Consider the following 20,379-nt stretch of genomic DNA (forward strand, 5'->3'; position numbering starts at 1 on the left):
GCGGTATGTCCAAGGCGACGCTCAAAACGGTTCTGGAACTCGGCCCCATCGCGGCCTTCTTCATCGCGTATCTTTTGCTGCGCGACCGCACTTATATGATTGGCGGCACCGAATACACGGGCTTCATTCTGATCACCGCGGGCTTCGTGCCGCTTTTGATGCTGTCCACGTTTCTTTTGTGGAAGCTGACGGGCGAGTTGTCGACGATGCAGATCATGACGCTGGTTCTGGTCGTCGTTTTCGGAGGACTGACCGTTTGGCTGAACGATGAGCGGTTCTTCAAGATGAAGCCGACGCTGATCTACCTGATCTTCGCGGCGGCGCTGGGCGTGGGGCTGTTACAGGGCAAAAGCTACCTGCGTTCGGTCATGGGCAAGGCGCTGCCCTTGGATGACCGGGGATGGATGATCCTGACGCAGCGGTTCTGCGCATTGTTCTTCGGGCTTGCCGTGCTGAACGAGATCGTGTGGCGCACCATGTCCACGGATGCTTGGGTGAACTTCAAGACTTTCGGTCTGACCGCGGCGATATTCGTGTTCTTCATTTTGCAGGGCCGGTTGTTCAAGGAACACGGAACCGAGCAGGATTCGTAAGGTTCGAGCGAACAGCCCCATCAGCCAAGAAGCTTACGGAAAAGGCCAGGCACGCGTTGTCATCGCCCCCCTCTAGCCCCACAGGCTGAACATTCCGTTAAGGCATGGCGGTTCGGGGCCGGACCAGTATCGCACTCCGCGTCTCGGTCGCCGGCTCAGGCGTTAGCATTCGAAGCGCAAGCGGACGGTCCGCCAGCAACGCACGATAGAGTGCGAAAACGCCGGCGCGCGTGTAGCCGGACCAATGGCAGATCCGTGCAGAGGGCGGAGCGACCGGAAAACCCAACCGCCGCAAGGCCGCGAGCGTGTCGTCGCGATCCAGTCGCAGGTCCAGCCAACGCGGATCGCCCGCTTGCCAGCCGCAACCGATGGTCTGGTTCGGGACGCCAGTCACGGCGCTGGTCAGAAGGTCGAACACCGTATTCTCGCGGCCCGAGACGTTCACGATCTCGATCGAGGCTCCGGCGCATGAGGTCAGGGCCGCCCGTGCGTCTTGTCGGTGCGCGGCACCCGATAGCAAGATCACGCGACCTACTGATCCGGCCGGGGCTAGCGCCACCGCGCGCAGGCATACCCTTGCGCCCATGGAGTGTGCGACCAAATGCGCACGCCGTCCGCGCGCTGCGATGCGGCTGAGCAGACCCGCCAGCGGGGCGGCTGCGCGATCGGCCATGTGCCATGCGCGCCAGACCGACCCGCGTGCGGGCCAGCCGAAGCCGATGCACAGCGGGGAAGCCGCGCCATCGAAGGCGCCCAATTCTGTGCCCCAGGACACGCCGCGCCCGCAATCGGCGGCGCTTGCGTCGAACAACGTCTCATGCGGGCAACGGCCCTCTGCCCCCGGATCGTATTTGTAGCCATGCACCATCACGATGATCGGCGCGTTGCGGGGCAGGGTGGCCAAATGGCGGGCCAGCGCCTCGTCGCCACATAGCGCTCCGTCGCGTGTCACGTTCACCGCCATCAGACCCATGTCGAACTCCTGTCGCGACGGCCCCACATCTTGCGTGAGCGCGTACACCGGACACTACGACAGAACAGTGAAGCCAAGGTGAAAGCTCCGTGACGGTGCTTGACCGTCACGGGCCTGCGGTCTAATCCGCACACGTCGTGGCGATTTGTTCACCGGATTGCGGGCCACGTTAAACATCCCGCTAAAGAGGTCGGTCGTGGACCGTCCCTTGTTATCGGTGGGTCGGACACGAAAGGACATTGACCCATGACAGACACCCGCAAGACCCGCACCAAGCTGGTCCATGACGGTATCCGCCGCTCGCAATACGGCGAGGTCTCGGAAGCGATCTTTCTGACCCAAGGTTTCGTCTACGACAGTGCGGAACAGGCGCAGCAGCGCTTCGACACGCTGGGCGAAGATGAGTTTATCTACGCCCGCTACGGCAATCCCACGGTGCGCATGTTCGAAGAACGGCTTGCATCGTTGGAGGGCTGCGAGGATGGCTTTGCCACTGCGTCTGGTATGGCGGCCGTCAACGCATCGCTGATGGCGATCTGCAAGGCGGGCGATCACATCGTGTCGTCCCGCGCGCTGTTCGGGTCGTGCCTGTATATCCTGGAAGAGATCATGAGCCGCTTCGGCGTCGAAGTGACTTTCGTCGACGGTACCGATCTGGACCAATGGCGCGAGGCGATCCGGCCCGATACGCGTGCTGTGTTCCTGGAAACCGTGTCCAACCCTGCGTTGGATGTGATCGACCTGAAGTCCGTTGCCGAACTGGCCCATGACGCTGGCGCTATGGTGATTGTCGACAACGTCTTCGCCACTCCGATCTATTCCCGCGCAGTCGAGCTTGGGGCCGACGTGGTTGTCTACTCCACCACCAAGCACATTGACGGGCAGGGTCGCGCGTTGGGCGGCGCGGTGCTGGGCACGACAGCTTTCATCCGCAAGACGCTGGAGCCGTATCTGAAGCACACCGGCGGCGCGATGTCGCCTTTCACGGCCTGGATGCATTTGAAGGGGCTGGAAACTCTCGACCTGCGTGTGCGCGCCATGACTGCCACGGCCCAAACGCTGGCCGAGCATTTCGAAGGCCACGCGGCCTTGGCGAAGGTGATCTATCCCGGCCTGCCCTCACACGCTCAGCATGCCATTGCGGCAGAGCAGATGACCGGCTTCGGCACCGTGCTCTCGCTGGATCTGGCAGGCGGGCAAGAGGCCGCGTTCCGCTTCCTGAATGCGCTGGAATTGGTGACGATCTCGAATAATCTGGGCGACGCGAAAAGCATCGTAACTCACCCCGCGACCACCACCCACTCGCGTCTGTCCGAAGAACAGCGTGATCACTTGGGGATCGGCCCCGGCCTTGTGCGCTTGTCGGTGGGCCTGGAAGATGAAGCGGACTTGATTGCCGATATTTCCAATGCCCTCGGCGCGATCTGACGCGTTAGCCGGTGCGTCAAATGACGCACCGAACTGGAAACCGCACGGCGCGTTACCATCTACAGACTCCGGTATCTGCTGGAAGGACTGGACATGAACGTGCACCCCCGCGACCTCGACACGCCGCAAGACCGCGATGAGGCGGCCGATCTGCTGGCCCGGCTGCGCGCCTGGGTCGAGACGGCTGCGCCTGAAGAGGTGCGCGACCTCGATCCCGTTCTATCCGCGATGCTGGACGGCGATCAGGGATATCCCGCCCTGAAGCGCGCCTATCCGGAAGATTTCACGGTCGATGACGCCTACCGCGCGCAAATGCCCGACTTGCAGAACGGTCCGTCCTCGCTGATCCGGGGGGCCAAGCGCGCGATCCAGCACGTCGGTATCTCTAACTTCCGCCTGCCGATCCGCTACCACACCCGCGACAACGGCGATCTGACGCTGGAAACCAGCGTGACTGGCACCGTGTCGCTAGAGGCGGGCAAAAAGGGCATCAACATGTCCCGGATAATGCGCACCTTCTATGCGCGCGCCGAAGAGACGTTCTCGATGGACGTGATGGAAGCGACGCTGGACGCCTACAAGCAAGACCTCGACAGTTTCGATGCCCGTCTGATGATGCGGCTTTCATTCCCGATGAAGGTGGACAGTCTGCGCTCCGGACTGGCGGGTTACCAGTATTACGACATCGCTCTGGAGGTGATCGATCAGGGCGGCACGCGCACGCGGGTCATGCACCTTGATTACGTCTATTCCTCGACCTGTCCGTGCTCTCTGGAACTTTCGGAACATGCACGGCGCACGCGAGGGCAGCTGGCAACGCCGCATTCCCAGCGGTCGGTCGCACGTTTGTCCGTGGTGCTTGAAGAGGGCCAGACGCTGTGGTTCGAAGACCTGATCGAGATGTGCCGCACCGCTGTGCCGACCGAGACGCAGGTGATGGTGAAGCGTGAGGACGAACAGGCCTTTGCCGAGCTGAACGCCGCCAATCCGATCTTCGTGGAAGATGCGGCGCGCCTGTTTGCCCAAGGGTGTCAGGCCGATCCGCGCATCGGCGACTACCGGATCGCGGCCAGTCATCAGGAAAGCCTGCACAGTCACGATGCCGTCAGCGTCCTGACCGAAGGCCCCACGTTCGAAAGTGCCAGCATCGACCCACGCGCCTTCGCATCGCTGTTCCATGTCGGATGACGCGCCCATCGTAACGCGATTGCGGGACGGAACGCGCGTGCTGTTGCGCGCGCCTCGGCCCAGCGATGCGGCCGCGTTGCGACAAGGATTCGACGATCTGTCGCAGCACAGCCGCATGATGCGGTTTCTCAGCACATCTTCCTACATGTCCGACCCCGATGCGACGCGCTTCGTGTCCCCCGACAATTTTCGGCACGGCGCCGTCGGAGCGTTGGTGTTGGACGACGAAAGCCCCAAACAGGTTCCCGCCGGGATCGCCCATTTCTTTCGGGCGACCGATACGGGCACCCGTGCCGAACTGGCGCTAACGGTGGTGGATGCCTTTCAGGGCAGGGGGCTTGGCATGCTTCTGCTAGGCCGTTTGCTGCATGACGCTGCTGCCATCAGGATCGAAGCTCTGGACGCCATCGTGCACCCCCGGAATCGTGCGATGGCGGGCCTGATGGTCAGCCTTGGGGCCGATCCGGTGGACAACAGCGGTGAACGCGCCTTCGTCTTGCCGGTCCACGCCGACCCGTCAGATTACCCAGACAACCGCTCAGGCGATGCGGTTCGAGCGGCGTGGCAGCTTACCCCCGGCCTCGCGGCGGCTTGACAGGCACAAGGGGCCGCGCCACTCCGCTGGCATGATAGACTTTCGCCCCGTCGGACATGTGATCGGCCTTCTGGTCACGGCGCTAGGTGCGTCGATGATCGTGCCCATGATGATCGACATCCTGTCGGGCAACGGGCACTGGACCGTCTTTTTCAATGCCTCTGCCGTGTCGATGCTGACGGGCGGCGTGTTGGCTATGGCCACCGCGAACGCCAACACCCGCGCGCTGTCGCTGCAGCAGACGTTCCTGTTGACCACGCTTGTCTGGGTCTCGCTGCCCGTCTTCGGTGCAATCCCCTTCATGTTCTCGCCCATCGACGCAACCGTGACGGATGCCTTCTTCGAGGCCGTATCCGGCGTGACCACCACCGGGTCGACGGTGTTCTCGGGCCTCGACGAATTCCCGGAAGGACTGCTGCTGTGGCGCTCGATGCTGCAGTGGTTCGGCGGCATCGGCATCATCGTCGTCGCCATGGTGTTCCTGCCGGAACTGCGCGTCGGCGGCATGCAGATCTTCCGGTCAGAGGCGTTCGACACGATGGGTAAGATCCTGCCCCGCGCGGCAGAGATCGCGGCTCAAATCAGCTGGATCTACCTCGTGCTGACGGTCGCCTGCTTCCTGTCCTACCTGACGCTGGGGATGAGCAGCTTCGACGCGATCAACCATGCGCTGACGACGGTTTCCACGGGTGGATTCTCGACGACTGATCAAAGCTTCGGCGCGTTCCAGGGCGCGCCCGAATACTTCGCGAGCGTCTTCATGGTCCTCGCAAGCTTGCCCTTCGTGCGCTACATCCAGCTGGTCGCCGGTACCGCGAAACCAATCTTCCGCGACGCGCAGATCAGGGCTTACATAGGCGTCATCACGGTGGCTGCAGTGGTGCTGGCCTTTTTCCAGATCAGCTACGACGGACGCGGATTCGAGGAGTCGCTGCGCGAGGCGCTGTTCAACGTGACCTCGATCATCTCGGGAACCGGCTACGCCAGCGTGGACTACCAGCTGTGGGGCGCTTTCGCGATGGTGCTGTTCTTCTTCATCGGTCTGATTGGCGGCTGCGCCGGATCGACCTGTTGTTCGGTGAAGATCTTCCGCTACCAGATCCTTGTGTCCGCCATCTGGAGCCAGGTCCGCCGCATCCACTCCCCTCACGGCGTCTTCGCTCCGAAGTTCGAAGACCGCCGCGTGTCGGAAGAGGTCCTGTCGTCGGTCATGGCGTTCTTCGTACTGTTCGTTGTGTCGCTGGGCGTGCTGGCCGTCGCACTGGGGCTGACCGGGCTGGATTTCGTGACCGCCGTTTCGGGCGCGGCCACCGCCATCGGCAACATCGGTCCGGGGCTGGGCCCGGTCATCGGACCATCGGGCTACTTCGGCCCGCTGAACGACACGGCCAAGTGGCTGTGCATCATCGGCATGCTGGTCGGACGGCTGGAACTGATGGCCGTTTACGTCCTGTTCACCGTGCAGTTCTGGCGGGGCTAGCCGAACCGATCCTGCCAGCAGGGCACCGGGTCGCCGATGGCGGGTGTCGCGTGAAATACAGCGCGGGCGATGGCGCGCGACAGGCAGGTCGCGGCGGCGTGGCCGAGCAATGCCAGCCCCATGGGATCGGGTGCCGGGCGCGCTCCGGTCGCGGCGGCGAAGACCAGATCCCCATCGAAGGGCGTATGCGCGGGCAAGATCGCGCGGGCGAGGCCGTCGTGCGCCGCCGTCGCTAGCCGCGTCGCTCCGGCTTTGGTCAGCGTGGCGTCGGTAGCGACGAGGGCGATGGTGGTCGCGGCCCCCACCAGCGGTACCTTCGTCGCCAGCGCCGCGCGCTTTGGCACGCCGCGCGCTCCGAACTCGTCGGCTTCCTCGAACGGTGCGGCCCAGAAGCGGCCCGTATCAGGGCACACCACGCCGCCCACCGGGTTCGCGGCGACCAAGGCGCCGACGGTTGTTCCGTCTTCCAGCACTGCCGAAGCCGTTCCGATGCCGCCCTTCAACTGACCCGCGATGGCGCCCGTGCCGGCACCGACCGATCCCATCGCCGCGTCCACTCCCGCGCCCTGCAGCGCCTTGCGGCCAAGGGTGGGGTAGGGGTTGTCCGACCAGTCGTGATCGCCGCCTGCGTCCAGATCATACAGGATCGCGGCGGGCACGATGGGCACGAGGCGCCCGTTTACCTGAAATCCCCGTCCCGCGCGCCGCAGCCCGGCCATGACGCCGTCCGCCGCCGCGAGCCCGAAGGCCGACCCACCCGACAGCACCAGCGCATCCACCCGCTCGACCAGCTTGTCGGGCGCCAGCAGATCCGTCTCCCGCGTGCCGGGCGCGCCGCCCATGATGTGAACGCCCGCAATGAAGCGATCCGCCGCCGTCAGGACCGTGACGCCCGATTTCAGAACTGAATTCGAGGCGTGTCCGACCGTTATGCCGGGAATATCGGTGATGGAGTTGCGGGGACCGGGTGTCATGGGGCAAAGGATGGGGCAAAGCGGACCTTTGGCCAAGCGAGAAGACACCATGCGCAGTTTGAAGCTGATCCTGATCGCGGGCTGGATGCTGATCCTGTTCGCCGTTCTCCACTACACGCTGCCGCAGACCGATGTGGTGCGGATCGTGAACACCGATATTCGGCGCATGGATTTCGGGGCCAATGCGATCTTCTACTCCAGCGAGGCGACCGCAAGCGGCAACGTCGACGTGCGGTTCATCGAAGGCGTGGACCCGGACGGTGATGCCGCTGTCTTTCGTAACGAGGACACAGGGTTGGGCTGGCCTTTCTACTTCAAGTTCGACAGTGCCGATCTACAGGCAAAGGCCGCCGACCTGATTTCTACGCGCGACGATGCCGTCTGGGTTGCGGTGCGCCACTACGGCTGGCGCTCGCGCCTTTTGTCCGCCTTCCCGAACGCCACGCGCATCTGGCGGGTGGATGGGCCGGATGTCAGCTTCTTCCCTTGGTTGGCGGTGGGTGTCTTCGTGGCGATCATCGTCGCGATGCTGGCGCTTTGGCGGATGTCGCAACTGCTATGGCGCAACCGCATCCGTCCGCTGTTCGGCGGACGGGGCGGCAAGGACGTTTGATCCTCAGCCTAGCTTAGCTTGGCGTGGATCTCGTCGTAGTCGATTTCGCCCACTGGCATCTTGTTCGCCGGATCTTCGAAGTCGTATTTGAATAGCTTGAAATCGCGGTGGTAGATTTCCCACATCAAATGCATCGACAGGTCGTCGAAGTAGTCCGCCACAGGGTGTGCGCGCTTGGGGCCATGCCCTTCACTTTCGTTGAAGCGGGGGATCGAGGCCAGATCGACGGTATGCCGAGTGTCGATGCTGTTCAGCACCGACTGCATCCCGTCGTTGAATGCCTCGGTCCAGAAAATGTTATCGTAGCGGCCGCCGTTCGCGATGAATGTGGAGACGTGTCCTGACGTGGCCGACCAGTGAATGTCAGGCTCCATCGGTTTGCGGAAGCGGATGGTGTCGCGCACGAACAGAAGGAACCGGCGGAACGACGCGATTTGGTCGAACTCTTCCTTGCCATCCTTGCCGCCAACTTCGATCCCGTATTTCTGGATCAGTAGGGGCACCAGATTGCCGCGGTAGCGCTTGCCGTTACGCTGGATGCCGCAGATCTTGTCGAAGAACGACGATAGCACGCGGGTGTAGGGGTTCCGCACGCAGGTGAACGCATAGGTGTCGTGGCTGGTCACGGCGCGGGTTATAGGCGCATGGCTCTCTTCCATGGCCCATTTGTGCATGCCTGACTTCGCATCGTGAATATCCCCGTCGAAGAACTCACCATGGTCCGAGTAGAACATGATTTGCCCGATGGTCGAGCAGGCGCACTTGGGCACCACCCGATAAACGACACTCTCGCTTTCGGTCATCCAGGTTCCGGGAAACCCCATTCGCACGTCTCCGATGTCTATCGCCGACAGGGCGATTAAAAATGTTTCAGAACCCTGTCACTACATCCACATTTCGGTGTAAATGGGGCCAAATGATGCCCGGGCGTAAACAATAGACCGAACATGGCCAAGATCGCCTACATTCTTCTGTGTCACAAGGACCCAAAAGCCATCGTTGCACAGGCGCGACGGTTGACGGCTGCGGGTGACTTCGTGTCGATCCATTTCGATGGCCGGGCCGATCCCGCCGACTTCGCCGCGATACGCGACGCGCTTGACGGCAATCCCGGCGTCGCCTTCGCCGCGAAGCGCTACAAATGCGGCTGGGGCGCGTGGAGCCTTGTCGCCGCGTCGTTGTCAGCCGTTGAAACCGCCTTCGATAGTTTTCCGCGTGCCACCCATTTCTACATGGTCTCGGGCGACTGCATGCCGATCAAGTCGGCCGCATACTGTCACCAGTTTCTGGATCGCGACAGCTGCGATTACATCGAAAGCCACGATTTCTTTCGTTCGGACTGGATCAAGACCGGCTTCAAGGAAGAGCGTCTGATTTACCGCCATCCGTTCAATGAACGCACGCAAGCCAAGCTGTTCTATGCCACCTATGAGGTTCAGCGCCGCCTGAACATCACGCGCAAGGTGCCAGCCGATATCCAGATCATGATCGGCTCGCAATGGTGGTGCCTGCGGCGCGATACCATCGAAAAGGTTTTGTCTTTCTGTCGCACCCGTCGCGACGTGATGCGCTTTTTCCGCACCACCTGGATCCCGGATGAGACGTTCTTCCAGACCGTCGTGCGCCATGTCGTGCCACATAACGAGATCCGCAACCGCACGCCCACGTTCCTGATCTTCTCTGACTACGGGATGCCGGTGTCGTTCTACGATGACCACTACGATCTGCTGTTGGCGCAGAATTACCTGTTCGCCCGCAAGATCAGCCCGGAAGCGCATGAATTGAAGGCGCGGTTGGGTGATCTGTATAACGAAGATCGCTCTGACTTCCCGCTGTCGGGCGAGGGGCGTCGCCTGCATGCTTTCCTGACGGGGCGTGGCCGGGAAGGGCGCCGCTTCGCGCCTCGGTTCTGGGAGCGCGAAGCCAGTTTGGGCTTCGAGCGCGATGTGCTAATGATCGTCTGCAAGAAGTGGCACGTCGCGAAACGTCTGGCCCAGCGCATCCGCGAGCAGACAGGCGTTCCAACCGTCGGCTATCTGTTCAACGAGATGGACGCGAACCTGCCGGATCTTGGCGGGATCGAGAAGACGGTTGAAAAACGCCACCGTCACCGCCGCGCGCTTCTACGTCTGCTGATGGAATACAACGGCGACGACCGGCTTGTCATCTGCTTGGACCCCGCCGATCTGGACCTGATGCGCGACTTCGAAGGCGACCGCTGCACGACGCGTATACTGGAGTTGGATTGCGAGTTCAGCGACGACTATTTGATCGGTCACGCCCAGCGTCTTGGCCTGATCGGTGCCGATGTTCCGCCGATGGCGTTGGAACGCCTGATGCCCACCGTCCGGGCCGACATCCGGCACGAGCGTGAAGCGATCCGGGACGCCGGATTCGAGTCGCTGATCCGCATCGAACAGGCCGACGATACCGAAACACGCGCCGCCGCCATCCGTGCATTTCTGAAGATCGATGCCGACAAGGCGGGCGAAATTGCCGGTCTGCCCTATCTGTTCCAAGACTGACCGCAGGAGAGACCATGCCCTTCGCCTACGACGACCAGAACATCTTCGCCAAGATCCTGCGCGGAGAGATCCCGAACGACACCGTGCTAGAGACCGATCACACGTTGGCCTTCAACGACATCACGCCGCAAGCGCCGGTGCATGTGCTGGTGATCCCGAAGGGGTCATATGTCTGCCATGATCACTTCGCCGCCGAAGCATCCGACGCCGAGCTGGTCGATTTCGCCCGTGTCACTGCCCGCATCGTTGCGGAAAAAGGCCTGTCGCCGGGTGGGAACGGGAAAGGCTATCGCACGATCTCGAACGCCGGATCGCACGGCGTTCAAGAGGTGCCGCATTACCACCTGCACATTCTTGGCGGGCGTGCGATGGGGCGGATGCTGCAGAAGGACTAGGGCCAAGCCTCAAGTCCGAAGCTCTTCTTCCTTCGGCTTGGCCCCGACGAACGCCCATCCTTCGGCCTCTGTATCGAAGGCGCGGCCATCGACGGGAAGCACCTTGCTCATCGTCTCCACCATATCGCCCGCCTTTTCGGGGGCACCGACCACGGCGTATTTGTCAACCTTCGCGACAGACCGCACGCGCGATTTGATGACGTCCCAGTCCAGCGAAGCACCGCTTTCCGCACCGTCGTAGCGGTCAAAAATCAACAACATCGACACTTTGTCATGGGTGTCGAACTGAGTGTTCATGTACTCGGCCATCGTTTCCATATCATCGGACGTGACCTCGCCGACAATATGAAAAGCGTAGACGCCATCGGTGTCGGCAGGTGCCTGGCGCACTGTGGGGGTCGTAAACATCTTGGGGCTCCGGTTCATTTCCTCACTGAAAAACATGTGGCACTGCCGTCAGGTTCCGCCCGCTTCTTTCTGTCCCATCCTCTCGCGCAGGGCCGTTTCTATTCTGGCCTGCTCTGGAGAGGGACCGGACCCGGCAGGCCAGCCTTCGCGCTGTCGGGTGCGGTCGCCGTCGAACTCTTCGGTCTGGTCGTGGAACAGAACCATGCGCGTGGGATAGGGCAGGTCGATGCCGTTGGAGTCGAGGGCATTGTAAACCTTCTGGATGACTTCGCCCCAGACGCGCACGGTGTTCGCGCGATCCGATGCCGTCCACCAGCGCAGGCGCACTGTGTTGCCATCGGCCTCCATGCCCCACGGCACGGTATCGGGCGCGGGGTCGGCCAGCACGCCGTCGATTTCCTTCACCGTGTCCAGCATGATTTTGCGGGCGGTGTCGAAATCGTCCGAGCATCCAATCAGAATATCGTATTGTGACCGGGCGTGTTTGAACGCGGTCTTCACAACGACCGAGTCCGTGTAAATATCGGTGTTCGGGATGACGACGCGACGGTTGTCGTAGGTGCGGATCAACGTGGCACGAGTCTCGATCCGTTCGACCGTCCCTTCGTGTCCGCCGGAAACCTTGATCTGGTCACCGACTTCGAACGGCTGACGCAATAGGATCAAGATACCTGCCAGCAGGTTCTGCAAGATATCCTTGAAGGCAAAACCGATGGCAACAGAACCGATGCCAAGGCCTGCGAACAGGTCTGCGGGACTGATCGACGGGGCGACGATGGTAACCGCCAGCATGATACCGATGATGAAAACGACCCATCCCAACAGCGATGCGCCGACCATACCCAAATTCTCGCGCCCGCGCCGGTCTGCGGCTTTCTGCACCATGCGTCCGACAACGCGCGACAACATCCAGAAAACCGCGATGACGACAAGCGCGATTGCGATGTTCGGCAGCAGGCGAAAGAAGCCGTCCACCCATGCGTCGATCTTGTCGAAGATGTTTCCGACATCGGCGTCGATTTCGTCCATGTGCATCCCTCTTTTGCCTGCCATTCAAGCCATCAAAGAGGGAACGGTTCCGCTTAGGCCGCGCGGTCGGCCTTTCGCGTCAGGTCAAGGAACACGTCTTCCAGGTGCGGTTCTTCGATAGATACATCCGCGATTTCGACGCCCGCGTCGCGCAAGGCGGCCAAGATATCGCCCGGCTTCACCTTGGTCTTGGCGTAGTTGAACGCCAGCTTGCCGTTGTCCCGGCGATCCATCTCGACGCCATCGGGCAAAGCGATGTCGGCGGGGGCCTCTGACGCAGGCTCGATCACCAGCGTCTTGGTGTCGATCATCGCGATCAGCTTTGCGGTGGTGTCGCGGATCAGAACCTCTCCGTGGTTCATGATGGCGATCTCGTCGCACATTTCCTCTGCTTCTTCAAGGTAGTGGGTCGTAAGGATGATCGTCATGCCCTGATCGTTCAGCTGCCGCACGTTCTTCCACAGCATCTGACGCAACTCGATATCCACGCCCGCCGTCGGCTCGTCCAGCACAAGGATCTGGGGGTCGTGCACCAGCGCCTTGCCCAGCAACAGCCGCCGCCGCATCCCGCCCGACAGCGCGCGCGCATAAGCGTTGCCCTTGTCGGTCAGGCCGATCAGGTCGAGGATCTCGTCGGTTTTACGCTGCGCTTTCGGCACGCCGTATAGGCCGGCCTGGACATCCAGCGACCCGCGTGGCGTGAAAAACGGATCAAGGTTTAGCTCCTGCGGCATCACCCCGATGGCGGCGCGCGATTGCCGCGGGTTCACGTCCTGATCGAACCCCCAGATCGACACTTTGCCCGCCGATTTCGTCACCAGCCCGGCCAGGATGTTGATCAGCGTCGACTTGCCCGCACCGTTCGGCCCCAGAAGCCCGAAGATACTGCCCTGCGGGATCGTCAGGTCCACGCCCTTCAGCGCGTGCTTGGGCGCATCGCCTGTCGTTCCGGCATAGGTCTTCTGCAGTCCTGTGATCTCGATGGCGTTGCCACCCATGCCCTTGTTCCCCATGCGCTGTCCTCTATGCTTCGCCGCGACCTAGACCCGCGATCCGGCGGGACAAGCAACAAGGATTTGCCGCCCATGTCCGAAAAACCCGTGGACAACCCCGGTGTCCTGCCGACCACAGGCATCTACGACGCCCCCGAGACCGAAGAGGTCTCAAGCACCCGCGTCTCTTGCGATGGCCACATGACCCATCCGCGCGTCTGGTTGCAGATCGACGAAGAGCGTGGCTGGGTCGAATGCGGCTACTGCGACAAGCGGTTCGTGTTGAAAGAGGGCGCGGGCGGGCACTGACGATATGGTGCGGGACCCGTGATGCGCGCCGGATCGTTGATCGTCCATGATCCCGCGCTTACTTCTGATCTTCGCACTTCTCCTGAGTTCTCCGGCTGTCGCCGCACCATCCCACGGCGTGATCGATTCCCGGACGAATCTGCCGCGCACGTTGCCGTTGCAGGTGAAGACCGCGCCAGATCGTGACGCCTACCTCGTGCTACGTGATGCGCAAACCGACGCTATTGTGCTGACGGCCTACGCAGAAGCGGGACGCCCTTTTCGCGCGCTGATGCCGCCGGGCGACTACACGTTCCACGCGGCGCTCGGCACCGGCTGGGAAGGACCGGAAGCGCTGTTCGGCGATAACACCCGGCTTTACGATCATCCGCTCGCCCTGTCCTTCTCCGCAGGCTATGCCCGCAAATCCGGCAATCTGATCGACCTGTCGGCCATCTACGACAAGGCAGTGGCCGTGCGTCGCGGCTACGCGATCTGCCAGTTCTACACGCCCCGGCCCAACGATGCACCGCGCAACCCAATCGATTCGCCGGACGAGACCTCCATAGCGCCCGAGATCACGGCAGGCCCCGTGGCCCCTCCCGGCCCTTACGATCCGCTACTCGATGGCGCGCCTGAGCTTGGACAAGAGTTCGGCAACACGGTTTCCGACGTCCCGCTCGCCCGCCGCGCCAGCGAGCCGAACCTGCCCGGTCCCGCGACACTTCCAGACCGCGATATCGACCGTGACCGCCTGCGCGCACGCATATGCGACTGACGGCCCTTTTGCCCGGCCCGACGTGGGGCTAGGTAGAAGGCCAATCAAATCGGAGCGCGCCCATGTCCTTCGGCAAAGGCCACCACCTGCATCTGGTCGACGGCTCGGCCTTCATCTTCCGCGCCTTTCACGCGCTGCCGCCGCTGACGCGCAAGTCGGACGGCACGCCCGTTGGCGCGGTCTCGGGCTTTGTGAACATGCTGTGGAAGATGATCCAGGACAACAAGGGCCCTGACGCGCCGACCCACGCGGCTGTCGTCTTCGACAAGGGCAGCCACACCTTCCGCAACGACATGTATGATCAGTACAAGGCCAACCGGGACGAGATGCCCGAGGATCTGCGCCCCCAGATCCCCCTGACCCGCGACGCCACGCGCGCCTTCAACCTTGCGTGTCTGGAGCAAGAGGGGTTCGAGGCTGACGACATCATCGCCACGCTGGCCTGCAAGGCGCGCGAAGCCGGGGGCCGCTGCACCATCATCAGTTCCGACAAGGACCTGATGCAGCTGATCGGTGACGGCGTGGTCATGTTCGACGCCATGAAGAACACGACCATCGACCGTGAGGGGGTCGAGGCCAAGTTCGGGGTCGGACCCGAACGCGTCGTCGACGTACAGGCGCTTGCCGGCGACTCGGTGGACAACGTGCCCGGCGCGCCCGGTATCGGCATCAAGACCGCTGCGCTTCTGATCAACGAATTCGGCACGCTGGAAGAGCTGCTGGACCGCGCCGAAGAGGTCCCCCAGCCCAAGCGCCGCCAGACCCTGATCGAGCACCGCGAGCAGATCGAATTGTCCAAAAAGCTGGTCCAGCTCGATTGCGACATGACGCTGGACTACGACCTTGCCTCGCTTGAGGTGAAAGAACCCGACCCCGATACCCTGCTGCAATTCTTGGGCGACATGGAGTTCCGCACAATCGTGCGTCGCGTGTCCGAAGAGCTCGGCGTCGACACGCCTGCGATCCCCGCCGCGTCGATCACCGCCGCCGACGAAGAGATCGAAGAGCCGCCGTTCCCCGAGGACTACACATGGGTGAAGACCGAGGCAGAATTGGCCGACTGGGTCGAACGTGCCACCGCGCAGGGCTTTGTGGCCATCGACACCGAAACCACGTCACTGAACGAGATGCAGGCCCTGCTGGTCGGCGTGTCGCTGGCGCTTGGTCCCGGCGTCGCCTGCTACATCCCGCTGGCCCACAAGGAAAACGCAGAAGCTGACCTGTTCAGCACCGATGCGCTTGCAGACGGCCAGATCGACTTCGACACCGCGCTCAAGCACCTCAAGCCGCTGCTGGAAGATTCCGCCGTTCTCAAGATCCTTCAGAACGCCAAGTACGACTACAAGATCCTCTCCCGCCTTGGCATTCACATCACGCCCATCGACGACACGATGCTGATTTCCTACGCCCAGCACGCGGGCCTGCACAATCACGGCATGGATGCGCTGTCCGAACGCTATCTTGGCCACACCTGTATCCCCATCAAAGAGCTGATCGGCACCGGAAAATCCCAGATCACCTTTGACAAGGTGCCTGTCGACAAGGCCGTCCGCTACGCCGCCGAGGATGCCGACGTCACCCTTCGTCTGCACCGCACGCTCAAGCCGAGCCTCCACCGCGCCCGCGTCACAACGGTATATGAGACGCTGGAACGCCCCCTGATCCCCGTGCTGGCGCGGATGGAGATGGCGGGCGTGCAGGTGGACCGGAACACCCTGTCGCGCATGTCCGGCGCTTTCGCGCAGAAGATGGCAGGGCTGGAGGCCGAGATCGCAGAGATCGCGGGGGCGGAGTTCAACGTGGGTTCTCCCAAGCAGCTTGGCGAAATCCTCTTCGACAAGATGGGCCTGCCCGGCGGCAAGAAAGGCAAGACCGGGGCCTATTCCACCGGGGCCGACATTCTCGAAGAGCTCGCAACCGAACACGAACTGCCCCGCAAGGTGCTGGACTGGCGGCAAGTCTCGAAGCTGAAATCGACTTATACCGATGCGTTGCAGGATCATATCGACCCCGAAACGGGCCGCGTGCATACGTCATACTCCATTGCAGGGGCCAGCACCGGGCGCCTCGCCTCGACCGATCCGAACCTGCAGAACATCCCGATTCGGACAGAGGAAGGCCGCCGCATCCGAGAGGCTTTCGTCGCCCCCGAAGGCAAGGTGCTGGTCAGCCTCGACTATTCCCAGATCGAACTGCGCATCCTCGCCCACATCGCCGGGATCGACGCGCTGAAACAGGCGTTCAAGGATGGGCAGGACATCCACGCCACCACCGCGTCAGAGATGTTCGGCGTGCCGCTGGATCAGATGACCGCCGACGTGCGCCGACAAGCCAAGGCCATCAACTTCGGCGTCATCTACGGCATCAGCGGTTTCGGCCTTGCCCGCAACCTGCGGATCCCGCGCGAAGAGGCGCAGGGCTTCATCGACCGCTATTTCGAACGCTTCCCCGGCATCAAGGACTACATGGCCGAGACGACCGCCTTCGCCAAGGAACACGGCTACGTCGAGACCCTGTTCGGCCGTCGCATCAACACGCCCGAAATCAACGCTCGCGGCCCCGGCGCTGGCTTTGCGAAGCGCGCCGCCATCAATGCGCCGATCCAAGGGACGGCCGCTGATGTCATCCGCCGCGCGATGATCCGAATGGAGGACGCGATCGCCGATCTGCCCGCCACCATGCTTTTGCAGGTCCACGATGAACTGTTGTTCGAGGTGGACGAAGGCCATCAGGATGCGCTGATCGCCACCGCTCGTGAGGTGATGGAGGGGGCCGCCAATCCCACCGTTCACCTGACCGTCCCGTTGGATGCCGACGCGGGGCAGGGGGCGAGTTGGGCCGACGCGCATTGATTTGCGAATCGGCCCGGTTTCCGAAAGTGGCAAAAGTTTGACCGTCAGGAGACTTGCCGATGGCCTCTCGTCCCAGACCCCGGCCGCGCCACAAGACAGAGGGTCCGCCCCGGCTTATCGCGTTCAACAAGCCGATGAACGTTCTGTCACAGTTCACCGACGATGGGCACTGGCCGGGGCTGAAACGGTGGCTTGATTTGCCCGGCGTCTATCCGGCAGGGCGGCTGGACCGAGATAGCGAAGGGTTGCTTCTGCTGACCAATGACGGAGCCTTGCAGGCGCGTATCACGGACCCTGCGCACAAGTGGCCGAAGACCTATCTGGTTCAGGTCGAGGGTACGCCGACGGATGAACAGCTTCAGAAGCTGGAACAAGGTGTTACGCTTAAGGACGGCCCGACGCTGCCAGCGCAGATCACGCGTATCGATCCGCCCGATTTATGGCTGCGCGACCCGCCCGTGCGCGTGCGGAAAACGGTGCCCGACGCGTGGCTGCGGATCATCCTGCGCGAAGGACGTAACCGCCAGGTCAGGCGCATGACCGCCCACGTCGACCTGCCGACCCTGCGGCTTGTACGGATCGCAATTGGCCCGGTCGGGCTGGACGATCTCGCACCGGGGGAGTGGCGCGACATCGATCCCAAGATCGCCACGGTTTAAGCAAGTTTTTGCCTATGTGCCTTGGGCGCTACGAGAGCGCGCGGCCTTTTCGTTCAAATGCGCTCGGTCAATGATTTGTTAGGGGATGCATGCTTAAGTCTCGGCTCAGGCAGGAGGACCATAGATGCAGAAAACGCTCACACTCACACTCACACTCGCGACGCTGATCTCGACCGCAACGGTGGCCGTGGCCGACCGTGCGATGGTGTCGGATCACGGCGTCGTCTATTCGGAAACCGCATTCGACAGTGGGAGTCGTCTTGTGCGTGCCAATGAAACCATCACGCTGACAGACCGCTGCACCGCGAAGATCGACGGCAAGGGCAACGGCTCGTGGCGCTGGAACGCTGGCGGCACCGAAGTGACCGTCGGCACCTATGCCGTGCGGTTCGACGATGTGCCTTTGATCTCTATGATGGCCTGCGCAAGCTGATCTGGGTAAAGACCCGCGGCCACCGCGCGCCTTGATACAGGCGCGGCGGCCCGCGTCACGCCGACGCGATGGGGAACAACGCGGCGAACAATGCGCTGATGGGGCGAACCGAAAAAAGGATCGTCCCATGCCCACCACCCCCACACCCGATAGCCAAGCACCCGCACTGGAACTGAACCTGACCGCAGGTCCGAAGTGGAAGCTCGAACAGCAATCGCCCGATACCTTCACGCAGATCATCGTGTATCGCGGCCTGCACTGCCCGGTGTGCAAGGAATACCTTGGTACCTCCCGCAAGCTCTATGAGCAGTTTCTGGAGAAAGGCGTCGAGACGATCCACGTCTCGATGGACAGCAAGGAGCGCGCGTCCGAGGCGCACGCCGATTGGGGTCTCGATCCCGTTCCGATGGGCTACGGTCTGACCAGGGAACAGGCCGCTGATTGGGGTCTTTATGTCTCCGACCCGATTCAAGACAGTGAGAAGGCACCGTTTGCCGAACCGGGCGTGTTCTGGGTGCGCCCCGACGGACGGCTTTACCTTGCCGCCGTGTCCAATTCTCCCTTTGCCCGTCCAAATCTGGAGTTCCTGCTCGGCAAGGTCGATTTCATCAAGGATAAGGAATACCCGGCGCGCGGCCAAGCTGCGTAGTCGAACCGATCTTCTAGGCTAGGTGGCCAATCATGTCCCATGATCACGGCCATCATCACATTGACCCCGACGCAGGCGATGCACGCATCGCGGCTGCCGTTGGGGTCAATCTTTTGCTGACAGTCGCCCAGTTCATCGGCGGTCTTCTGTCCGGCTCGCTCGCCCTGATCGCCGATGCCGTTCACAACCTGTCCGACGCCCTGTCGCTGGTGATCGCCTTCGGCGCGCGCCGCATCGCACGCCGCCCTGCCGACGATGACATGACCTTCGGCTATGGCCGGGCAGAGGTTGTCGCGGCGCTGATCAACCTGACCACGCTGATCGTGATCGGCGTTCTACTTCTGTACGAAGGTGCGGCGCGGCTGTTTGATCCGCCCGACGTGCAAGGTTGGATCGTCGTCATCCTTGCCGGTGTGGCTCTGATCGTCGACCTTGCCACCGTCTTACTGACGATCCGAATGGCGCGCACCTCGATGAACATCCGCGCGGCGTTCCTGCACAATCTGGCGGATGCGCTCGGCTCGGTCGCCGTGATCGTCGCCGGAACGTTGATCCTGCTCTACGACTGGCGGCTGGTGGATCCCATCGTCACGATCCTGATCGCTGCCTACATTCTGTGGCATGCGGGGTCAGAGATGCCGCCCGTGATCCGTCTGTTGATGCTGGGGGCGCCGTCCAGCGCTGAAACCGACGCGGTGCGCGACACCCTTGCAGGCGTTCCGGGCGTGAAGCGCGCGTATCACGTGCATCTCTGGCAGATCGACGAGCACAGGATTTCGGTGGAAGCCCACCTTGCCATAGATGACGCTGCACAAGGCCCCGCGATCTGCAAAACGGCCAGGGATCGCCTGAAGGATCGCTTCGGAATATCCCACTCCACGCTGGAAATCGAAGGCGCATGACCGGCACGATCCTCTCGTCTACGGCTGCGCGTCCTCCGCCGGGGCCATCGGGAAGAATACACCCTTTGAGGTCACGCCGAACTGATCGCCCTGCACATGGCCCATATCAACGAGCCGGTAAAAGCTCTTGCGGTCGATCAGCGCCTCGAGCCCGTCGCGCACCATGACGTAGGGCGACGGTTCCTCGCCGTTCCGCGCAACACGGATCGGGTGGTTGGCGTCGGCGGTGACGGTATCGCCAACATTGGTGGTGAAGATCAGCGCGTCATCCTGCTGCGTCACATCGTATGCGACAAATGGCGCATCTTCGACCGTGATGCGCCACTTCTCGACCGGGGTGACAAGGAAATAGGCGTCGCCTTCGCGCTTCAGGATGGTGGAGAACAAGCGCACCAGTTTGGTCCGCCGGATCGGCGAACCTTCATGGATCCATGTGCCATCACGGTCGATCCGCAGGTCCATGTCTCCGGATTCGGGCGGATCCCATGCCTCGATCGGCGGCATGCCGCCCTGTGATGCGGCGCGCACCGCTTCTTCCAGAGCCTTCGCATCAGGGATCACGGCCATTTGTCCCACCTTCGCTTTTGTCATTTGTGCCGTCCGGGATAGGTCGGCATGGTAACAT

General features: G+C 62.3%; 22 protein-coding genes and 1 riboswitch. Of the genes, 15 read left to right on the top strand and 7 right to left on the bottom strand.

Annotated features, from left to right (window positions below; genetic code table 11):
- Positions 1–5: 5 nt before the first annotated feature.
- Positions 6–593: an inner membrane-spanning protein YciB gene (locus FIU81_RS02095; protein WP_124110852.1), complete on the top strand. Its 588-nt coding sequence runs from the start codon at positions 6–8 to the stop codon at positions 591–593.
- Between the two features lie 97 nt (positions 594–690).
- Here the strand turns inward: FIU81_RS02095 and FIU81_RS02100 are convergent, their stop codons facing one another.
- Entirely contained in the window at positions 691–1,566 is an 876-nt protein-coding gene (locus FIU81_RS02100) for an alpha/beta hydrolase (RefSeq protein ID WP_124110853.1), read from the bottom strand.
- 127 nt (positions 1,567–1,693) lie between these two features.
- Positions 1,694–1,772: riboswitch (SAM riboswitch) on the top strand.
- Positions 1,773–1,812: 40 nt separating this feature from the next.
- Between FIU81_RS02100 and metZ the strand changes: the two genes are divergently transcribed.
- The 4 genes from metZ (at position 1,813) to FIU81_RS02120 (ending at position 6,257) form a co-directional block, all read left to right on the top strand.
- A complete protein-coding gene (gene metZ, locus FIU81_RS02105; protein WP_124110854.1) occupies positions 1,813–2,994 on the top strand; it encodes an O-succinylhomoserine sulfhydrylase in 1,182 nt (393 codons plus the stop codon).
- A 93-nt stretch (positions 2,995–3,087) separates the two neighbouring features.
- Positions 3,088–4,182: a GTP cyclohydrolase FolE2 gene (gene folE2, locus FIU81_RS02110; protein ID WP_124110855.1), complete on the top strand. Its 1,095-nt coding sequence runs from the start codon at positions 3,088–3,090 to the stop codon at positions 4,180–4,182.
- Complete coding sequence (locus tag FIU81_RS02115) at positions 4,172–4,777, top strand: GNAT family N-acetyltransferase (RefSeq protein WP_124110856.1); 606 nt, start codon at positions 4,172–4,174, stop codon at positions 4,775–4,777. Before folE2 ends, FIU81_RS02115 begins: the two co-directional genes overlap by 11 nt.
- A 31-nt stretch (positions 4,778–4,808) precedes the next feature.
- Positions 4,809–6,257 carry a TrkH family potassium uptake protein gene (locus FIU81_RS02120; RefSeq protein ID WP_124110857.1) on the top strand — a complete coding sequence of 483 codons (1,449 nt, stop codon included), beginning with the start codon at positions 4,809–4,811 and terminating at the stop codon, positions 6,255–6,257.
- Here FIU81_RS02120 and FIU81_RS02125 read toward each other — a convergent pair.
- Complete coding sequence (locus tag FIU81_RS02125) at positions 6,254–7,231, bottom strand: P1 family peptidase (protein WP_124110858.1); 978 nt, start codon at positions 7,229–7,231, stop codon at positions 6,254–6,256. The two genes, FIU81_RS02120 and FIU81_RS02125, sit on opposite strands and share 4 nt — an antisense overlap.
- Before the next feature lie 49 nt (positions 7,232–7,280).
- Between FIU81_RS02125 and FIU81_RS02130 the strand changes: the two genes are divergently transcribed.
- The gene (locus tag FIU81_RS02130) at positions 7,281–7,844 is read left to right on the top strand and encodes a DUF1523 family protein (protein WP_172971376.1); all 564 of its coding nucleotides are present in this window, start codon (positions 7,281–7,283) and stop codon (positions 7,842–7,844) included.
- Between the two features lie 8 nt (positions 7,845–7,852).
- On the opposite strand, the gene FIU81_RS02135 is transcribed toward FIU81_RS02130, so the two are convergent.
- Positions 7,853–8,668, bottom strand: a complete 816-nt coding sequence (locus tag FIU81_RS02135) for a sulfotransferase family protein (RefSeq protein WP_124110860.1) — start codon at positions 8,666–8,668, stop codon at positions 7,853–7,855.
- Positions 8,669–8,791: 123 nt separating this feature from the next.
- Here FIU81_RS02135 and FIU81_RS02140 point away from each other — a divergent pair, with 123 nt between their 5' ends.
- The gene (locus tag FIU81_RS02140) at positions 8,792–10,369 is read left to right on the top strand and encodes a DUF5928 domain-containing protein (RefSeq protein WP_124110861.1); all 1,578 of its coding nucleotides are present in this window, start codon (positions 8,792–8,794) and stop codon (positions 10,367–10,369) included.
- A 14-nt stretch (positions 10,370–10,383) separates the two neighbouring features.
- The gene (locus tag FIU81_RS02145) at positions 10,384–10,764 is read left to right on the top strand and encodes a histidine triad nucleotide-binding protein (RefSeq protein ID WP_124110862.1); all 381 of its coding nucleotides are present in this window, start codon (positions 10,384–10,386) and stop codon (positions 10,762–10,764) included.
- A 9-nt stretch (positions 10,765–10,773) separates the two neighbouring features.
- Here FIU81_RS02145 and FIU81_RS02150 read toward each other — a convergent pair whose 3' ends face one another.
- The 3 genes from FIU81_RS02150 to FIU81_RS02160 are packed head-to-tail and all read right to left on the bottom strand — an operon-like array spanning position 10,774 to position 13,199.
- Positions 10,774–11,208, bottom strand: coding sequence for an STAS/SEC14 domain-containing protein (locus FIU81_RS02150; RefSeq protein ID WP_124110863.1), 435 nt, complete (start codon positions 11,206–11,208; stop codon positions 10,774–10,776).
- A 12-nt stretch (positions 11,209–11,220) separates the two neighbouring features.
- Complete coding sequence (locus tag FIU81_RS02155; protein WP_124110864.1) at positions 11,221–12,201, bottom strand: mechanosensitive ion channel family protein; 981 nt, start codon at positions 12,199–12,201, stop codon at positions 11,221–11,223.
- Positions 12,202–12,254: 53 nt separating this feature from the next.
- Positions 12,255–13,199, bottom strand: coding sequence for an ABC transporter ATP-binding protein (locus tag FIU81_RS02160; protein WP_124110912.1), 945 nt, complete (start codon positions 13,197–13,199; stop codon positions 12,255–12,257).
- A gap of 87 nt (positions 13,200–13,286) precedes the next feature.
- On the opposite strand from FIU81_RS02160, the gene FIU81_RS02165 reads away from it, so the two are divergent.
- The 7 genes from FIU81_RS02165 to FIU81_RS02195 all read left to right on the top strand — a co-directional run bounded on the left by FIU81_RS02165 (position 13,287) and on the right by FIU81_RS02195 (position 19,754).
- A complete protein-coding gene (locus tag FIU81_RS02165) occupies positions 13,287–13,502 on the top strand; it encodes a zinc-finger domain-containing protein (protein WP_124110865.1) in 216 nt (71 codons plus the stop codon).
- A gap of 46 nt (positions 13,503–13,548) precedes the next feature.
- A complete protein-coding gene (locus FIU81_RS02170; protein WP_124110866.1) occupies positions 13,549–14,259 on the top strand; it encodes a hypothetical protein in 711 nt (236 codons plus the stop codon).
- A 62-nt stretch (positions 14,260–14,321) separates the two neighbouring features.
- Positions 14,322–17,111 (top strand): DNA polymerase I, encoded by a 2,790-nt coding sequence (polA, locus tag FIU81_RS02175; protein ID WP_124110867.1) that lies wholly within the window; start codon positions 14,322–14,324, stop codon positions 17,109–17,111.
- A 134-nt stretch (positions 17,112–17,245) separates the two neighbouring features.
- The gene (locus FIU81_RS02180) at positions 17,246–17,770 is read left to right on the top strand and encodes a pseudouridine synthase (RefSeq protein ID WP_254695971.1); all 525 of its coding nucleotides are present in this window, start codon (positions 17,246–17,248) and stop codon (positions 17,768–17,770) included.
- A 124-nt stretch (positions 17,771–17,894) separates the two neighbouring features.
- Positions 17,895–18,203, top strand: coding sequence for a hypothetical protein (locus tag FIU81_RS02185; RefSeq protein WP_124110869.1), 309 nt, complete (start codon positions 17,895–17,897; stop codon positions 18,201–18,203).
- 127 nt (positions 18,204–18,330) lie between these two features.
- Positions 18,331–18,852 (top strand): redoxin domain-containing protein, encoded by a 522-nt coding sequence (locus tag FIU81_RS02190; protein ID WP_124110870.1) that lies wholly within the window; start codon positions 18,331–18,333, stop codon positions 18,850–18,852.
- Positions 18,853–18,884: 32 nt separating this feature from the next.
- A complete protein-coding gene (locus FIU81_RS02195) occupies positions 18,885–19,754 on the top strand; it encodes a cation diffusion facilitator family transporter (protein WP_124110871.1) in 870 nt (289 codons plus the stop codon).
- An 18-nt stretch (positions 19,755–19,772) separates the two neighbouring features.
- Here FIU81_RS02195 and FIU81_RS02200 read toward each other — a convergent pair whose 3' ends face one another.
- Positions 19,773–20,345, bottom strand: coding sequence for a DUF1285 domain-containing protein (locus FIU81_RS02200; RefSeq protein ID WP_124110872.1), 573 nt, complete (start codon positions 20,343–20,345; stop codon positions 19,773–19,775).
- Positions 20,346–20,379 lie beyond the last annotated feature (34 nt).

The organism is Palleronia sp. THAF1 (assembly GCF_009363795.1).
GTDB lineage: Bacteria > Pseudomonadota > Alphaproteobacteria > Rhodobacterales > Rhodobacteraceae > Palleronia.

Bases quoted from the DNA above. Each gene is read 5' to 3' on its own strand.
- FIU81_RS02095 (WP_124110852.1), top strand. From the start codon at position 6: ATGTCCAAGGCGACGCTCAAAACGGTTCTGGAACTCGGCCCCATCGCG.
- FIU81_RS02100 (WP_124110853.1), bottom strand. From the start codon at position 1,566: ATGGGTCTGATGGCGGTGAACGTGACACGCGACGGAGCGCTATGTGGC.
- metZ (WP_124110854.1), top strand. From the start codon at position 1,813: ATGACAGACACCCGCAAGACCCGCACCAAGCTGGTCCATGACGGTATC.
- folE2 (WP_124110855.1), top strand. From the start codon at position 3,088: ATGAACGTGCACCCCCGCGACCTCGACACGCCGCAAGACCGCGATGAG.
- FIU81_RS02115 (WP_124110856.1), top strand. From the start codon at position 4,172: ATGTCGGATGACGCGCCCATCGTAACGCGATTGCGGGACGGAACGCGC.
- FIU81_RS02120 (WP_124110857.1), top strand. From the start codon at position 4,809: ATGATAGACTTTCGCCCCGTCGGACATGTGATCGGCCTTCTGGTCACG.
- FIU81_RS02125 (WP_124110858.1), bottom strand. From the start codon at position 7,231: ATGACACCCGGTCCCCGCAACTCCATCACCGATATTCCCGGCATAACG.
- FIU81_RS02130 (WP_172971376.1), top strand. From the start codon at position 7,281: ATGCGCAGTTTGAAGCTGATCCTGATCGCGGGCTGGATGCTGATCCTG.
- FIU81_RS02135 (WP_124110860.1), bottom strand. From the start codon at position 8,668: ATGGGGTTTCCCGGAACCTGGATGACCGAAAGCGAGAGTGTCGTTTAT.
- FIU81_RS02140 (WP_124110861.1), top strand. From the start codon at position 8,792: ATGGCCAAGATCGCCTACATTCTTCTGTGTCACAAGGACCCAAAAGCC.
- FIU81_RS02145 (WP_124110862.1), top strand. From the start codon at position 10,384: ATGCCCTTCGCCTACGACGACCAGAACATCTTCGCCAAGATCCTGCGC.
- FIU81_RS02150 (WP_124110863.1), bottom strand. From the start codon at position 11,208: ATGTTTTTCAGTGAGGAAATGAACCGGAGCCCCAAGATGTTTACGACC.
- FIU81_RS02155 (WP_124110864.1), bottom strand. From the start codon at position 12,201: ATGGACGAAATCGACGCCGATGTCGGAAACATCTTCGACAAGATCGAC.
- FIU81_RS02160 (WP_124110912.1), bottom strand. From the start codon at position 13,199: ATGGGTGGCAACGCCATCGAGATCACAGGACTGCAGAAGACCTATGCC.
- FIU81_RS02165 (WP_124110865.1), top strand. From the start codon at position 13,287: ATGTCCGAAAAACCCGTGGACAACCCCGGTGTCCTGCCGACCACAGGC.
- FIU81_RS02170 (WP_124110866.1), top strand. From the start codon at position 13,549: ATGATCCCGCGCTTACTTCTGATCTTCGCACTTCTCCTGAGTTCTCCG.
- polA (WP_124110867.1), top strand. From the start codon at position 14,322: ATGTCCTTCGGCAAAGGCCACCACCTGCATCTGGTCGACGGCTCGGCC.
- FIU81_RS02180 (WP_254695971.1), top strand. From the start codon at position 17,246: ATGAACGTTCTGTCACAGTTCACCGACGATGGGCACTGGCCGGGGCTG.
- FIU81_RS02185 (WP_124110869.1), top strand. From the start codon at position 17,895: ATGCAGAAAACGCTCACACTCACACTCACACTCGCGACGCTGATCTCG.
- FIU81_RS02190 (WP_124110870.1), top strand. From the start codon at position 18,331: ATGCCCACCACCCCCACACCCGATAGCCAAGCACCCGCACTGGAACTG.
- FIU81_RS02195 (WP_124110871.1), top strand. From the start codon at position 18,885: ATGTCCCATGATCACGGCCATCATCACATTGACCCCGACGCAGGCGAT.
- FIU81_RS02200 (WP_124110872.1), bottom strand. From the start codon at position 20,345: ATGACAAAAGCGAAGGTGGGACAAATGGCCGTGATCCCTGATGCGAAG.